Source organism: Saccharomonospora iraqiensis subsp. paurometabolica YIM 90007 (assembly GCF_000231035.2).
In the GTDB taxonomy this organism is placed as follows: Bacteria; Actinomycetota; Actinomycetes; order Mycobacteriales; family Pseudonocardiaceae; genus Saccharomonospora; species Saccharomonospora paurometabolica.
Genome location: NZ_KI912213.1, coordinates 86119 through 90448, shown reverse-complemented (window position 1 = coordinate 90448; position 4330 = coordinate 86119). Strand labels below are relative to the sequence as shown.

The following is a 4330-nucleotide window of genomic DNA, read 5'->3' as shown; positions in this document are numbered from 1 at the left end:
CGGCGCGGGCGGCTCCCGCGTCGTGGCGGGACGGGGCCGCCAGCCGGTGGAATGCCGCGGTGTGCCGTTCGGCGCGGGCCCGTGCGTAGTCGGCGGCCGAGTCCTTGGTCACCATGAAGGCCCAGTCGCTGGACAGTGCCAGCATCGCCTCCGTGACGGCCTGGTCGGCCACCGGATCCCGGCTCGTGCGCGGGGCCGTCGTGCCGTCGACGAACGCGAGCAGCCTGCGCTGCAGGTCCGCGTTGTCCCGCACCATGTCGGCCACCTGCTCGCCGTCCCAGACGCGCCAGTCCTTGCCCGAGCCCCAGGACGAGGCCGGCAGCCGCACCGGACCCGCCAGGTGCCCCGCCTCCACCGCGCCGCGCAGGGTGGTGACCCGCACCCCGGCCTCCGGCAGCGCGCGCAGCACCGCCTCCAGCCACGCGGGCCCCTCGTGCCACCAGTGCCCGAAGAGTTCGGTGTCGTACGCGGCGACCACCAGTGAACGCCTGCCGTGCCGCGCGCGCAGCGCGCGCAGCCGGGTCACGACCGTGTCGACGAAGTCGTCCACGTGCCCGCGCAGCGTTCCGCCGGCCAGTGCGGGGTCGTACGGGGCCTTGTCCGCGGGCGCGACGTGTTTCCCGGTCACCCGCGCCGGTTTGAGCCCCACGTCGTGGTCCCAGGTGTGGAAGTCGCGGTAGTGGGCGTGGCCCGGATACCCCGATTTCGGTGACCACACCCGGTAGGTGACCTCCAGATCGCGTCCGAACGCGACCACGTCGGACGAACCCACGGGGTGTGCGGCCGAGGTGTCGCCGCGCAGCGCCGGACCGTCCACGAGGAACCGGCGCACGCCCGCGGCGGCGTAATCGTCCTCCATGCCGGGGGCGTATCCGCACTCGGGGGCCCAGATCCCGCCGGGGCGCCCACCGATCCGCAGCGCGGTGTCCTCCAGCCCGGTGCGCAGGGCGAACTCCCGTACGCGCGGGTCGAGCAAGGGCTGGAACGGGTGCGCGGCGGGACCACCCAGCGGTTCCACCACCTCCTCGTCCACAAGGGACCGAAGAACGGGGGAGAACCCGTGCCGCCAGCGGGTCTCGAACTCGTCGGTGGCCGCCAGCGCGGCGCGGTGCTCGACGGCGGCGAGGTCGGCCAGCGGCTCCCGGCCCCGCCACAGCGAGGCCGCGTGCTCGGCGCGCAGCCGCCAGTGCCCGAGCCACTCGTGGAAGGCGCGCAGGCTGTACGGGTCGTCCAGCTGCGCGGCGAGCACCGGTGTCACGCCGAGGGTCAGCACGTCCCGCCTGCCCTCCCCGGCGAACCGGCGCAGCAGGTCCACCACCGGCAGGTAGGAGTGCGCCCACGCCTGGTACAGCCACTCCTCACCCACCGGCCAGGCGCCGTGGTGGGCGAGCCACGGCAGGTGGCTGTGCAGCACGAGACAGAACGTGCCCTCCTCGCCGCTGCCCGCGCCCGCGTGCGTCACGGCGCGGCCGCTACGGCGACGAGGTCCAGGCAGGCGTCCAGGTCGCCCCCGTGCGGGTCGCCGTCGTGCAGGTCGAAGTCGGCGGCGGTCAGCGCGGCGACGTCGGACAGCAGCGGCTCCGGCCACACGGCCTGCCCCGGCAGCGAGCCCAGCACGACGTCCAGTTGGGCGTCGATGACCGAGCCACCGTAACGCCGGTCCAGTTCGGCCGCTCCGGCACCGTGGTACAGGCCCCGCAGCGACTCCACCACGAAGCCGGAGTCGTGCAGCAGAGTGTCCAGTTCGGAGGGTGAGAGCTCCCGGGTGTGGAACGGGTTCAGCGGGGTGGGGGAGTCGGGCGTGAAGGTCAGCCGGTTCGGCGTGGTGACCAGCAGCCTGCCACCGGGGCGCAGCACCCGGCGGCACCCGGCCAGGAACCCCTCCTGGTCCCGCAGATGTTCGAGGACCTGGAGGTTGGCGACGACGTCGACGGCCCCGGTGGCCACGGGCAGGGCGGAGAGGTCGGCCAGGGCCACCTCCACGTCGGGGTAGCGGCGCGCGGCGTGCTCCGTGGTGACCCGGTCGTAGTCGAGGGCGAGCACCCGGTGTGCGTGTCCGGCGATCAGCGCGGCGCCGTAGCCCTCGCCGCACCCGGTCTCCAGCACGACCGCGTCCCGGCAGTACGGCACCAGCGCCGCGTAGGCGGCCTCGTGCCGCCGGAACCAGTAGTTCTCCTCGGGCACGTCCGGGACCGTGCGCTCCCCGGTGAGGTGCAGCGTGGCGGCCCGGTCTGCGGCTGTGGGTGACACGTGCGGGGTCTCCTGGTGCTTCTCGGTTCCGTACAGCGTGGCTCCGGCGGAACCCGACGCCCACCGAATCCGGCGGAGGGGCCCGGCGACGGTGACACCCTGCACAGCGCACCGTACTCGACCCGAACCGGGGGAGGTTCCCGCGCGGTGGCCACCCGGTCGTGCCCCCGGCGGGCGTCACGGTCCCCGCCGACATCCTGGTCGAGCCCGGGAGCCCGAGGTAACTACCGTGCTGCCGCGAGCCGGGTGGTGAGCATGGATCGGAGCTGATCGGGATCATCGTAGAAGGCGACTTCGGTCACGTCGTTGAGCTCGTTCACGAGGTCCACGGGCCAGTGGTCCCGGCTTCCTGACGCGACCGCCAGCGTGCGTTCCCGGGGGACGTCAGCGTGGCTGAAGACGTAGAAGCAGTGCTCGACGGCTCGGCCGCTGTCCCCTTGCGGCACCGCCTGGACGTAGATCCGGTTTGCTTCCGGTTCGGCCACCGCGGCGGTGACCTGGCGGGTCCGTCCCGACTTCTGTGGCAGCGAAGCACGCCGGGTCACTTTCCCGTGACTACCTGCGATATCGATGAGCCGACCGATGACGCGGTCGCGGAAGGGAACCGGTTTGCTCGCCGACGCCAGCCACCGGAGTTGATCGATCCTCAGCACCGACTCGGCAACGGCGAAAACAAGTCTCCCGAGGTGCTGAGCGTTCCCCCGTGCTCCGATGACGCCCTCTTCTGCGGCGAGCGAGTCGCCGCCCGATTCGGCCACGGAGTGTCTCCATGCCTCTGACACGCTCGGGCTGTCGATGTTCACCTCGGCCATGTGCAGACGCATCGCGGTCGTGCCCTGGTCGGTCACGCGAATGCCGCCTTCGTCGGACTCGACGAACAACGTCACCCGATCGCCGTCGTAGAACCGCATCGGTGTTGTCACGAGGTGGCCGTGGCCGTAAGGGGTGACCACGATGTCGTCGTTGACGTATGACAGAAGCGCTGGAGCGATCTTCTTCTCGTCCACGCTGGTCACCTCCCCGGATCCGTCCAGTATCCCTCAGGAAGAGCGACACAGCACTCGGCGGCGAACGCTTCGAAGACCGCCCGGTAGGTACCCGGAGGAACCGTGGGGCCGAGCGGTACTCGGGGGATGTCGTCGGGTAGGTAGGCGTCACTCGTCCCATTGGGCAGGTATCTGTGCTTGTGCGTCACGTCGATCCAGTCCTTGTGACTGTCGTTGACATCGAGTCTCCGTACCGGCACGTTGTCCACCACGTAGGAGACATGAATGCGGTCGGGTCGTGGATCGACCCAGTAGATGAGCAAACGTCCTACAGGGCACTCTTCGAGAACGGTGCGGACCTCGACCCCCCCTCGCGTGTCCGCGGTTTCTTGATCGACCACGAGACCGTTCCGACGGCCGTCGCGCGTGCAAGGTCGGACAACAGGGTCTCCATGGTCCGAGTCGTCAGCGCATTCGGTACGTACCTGGTCAAGTGCCCTCCCCCAGGGTCGCTTCCGACATTGAGATAGCACTCTACATGTGCGAGTGGTCCGGGGAAGTCCCGGGTGACTGCGTGGCACGCGCGGGGCCTGCGGGCGGGTCGCGCACCCCGGATCTCCCGCCGTCCGCCCGTGTCTACAACGTCGGGGCGACCGTGACGCCGAGGGCACCGGGACCGACGTGCGCGATGATCACCGTGCTCGCCTCGACCAGCATGATGTCGTTCAGCCGGGGGATGCGCTCGCGGAGCCGCCGGATCAGCGTCATCTCGCGGTCCGACCGGGTCACGCATGCCACGGCCACGTCCACGGGCCGGTCCCCCGCGTGGTCCGCGGCGAGGTCGGCGAGCCGGTTGAGCGCCCGTTTCGTGCCCGGGATACGGGCCATCGGGGCCACCTCTCCCTCCCGCACGGTGAGCACCGGTCTGATCGACAGTGCCCCGCCGAGCAGGGCCGACGCCGCGCCGATGCGCCCACCCCGGCGCAGGTACTCGAGGGTGTCGACGTAGATCAGTTCCTCGGCCGAGGAGGCCCGCCGTTCCGCGGCCTCGACCACCCGCTCGGGCGCGGCCCCCGCGGCGGCGGCACGGGCGG

General features: G+C 71.3%; 5 protein-coding genes. All 5 read right to left on the bottom strand.

All coding sequences use genetic code 11. From position 1 onward, the window contains the following. Positions 1-1462: 1,4-alpha-glucan branching protein domain-containing protein (locus SACPADRAFT_RS25685; RefSeq protein WP_007026683.1), on the bottom strand; the 1462-nt coding region annotated here is incomplete at its 3' end. Further along, complete coding sequence (locus SACPADRAFT_RS0205030; RefSeq protein ID WP_028662225.1) at positions 1459-2250, bottom strand: class I SAM-dependent methyltransferase; 792 nt, start codon at positions 2248-2250, stop codon at positions 1459-1461. The genes SACPADRAFT_RS25685 and SACPADRAFT_RS0205030, both read right to left, overlap by 4 nt. Before the next feature lie 224 nt (positions 2251-2474). Continuing rightward, positions 2475-3257, bottom strand: a complete 783-nt coding sequence (locus SACPADRAFT_RS0205025; protein WP_007026681.1) for a DUF1828 domain-containing protein — start codon at positions 3255-3257, stop codon at positions 2475-2477. A 5-nt stretch (positions 3258-3262) separates the two neighbouring features. After that, a complete protein-coding gene (locus tag SACPADRAFT_RS31240) occupies positions 3263-3559 on the bottom strand; it encodes a hypothetical protein (RefSeq protein ID WP_157577072.1) in 297 nt (98 codons plus the stop codon). A 313-nt stretch (positions 3560-3872) separates the two neighbouring features. Continuing rightward, positions 3873-4330: DegV family protein (locus tag SACPADRAFT_RS25680; RefSeq protein ID WP_007026679.1), on the bottom strand; the 458-nt coding region annotated here is incomplete at its 5' end.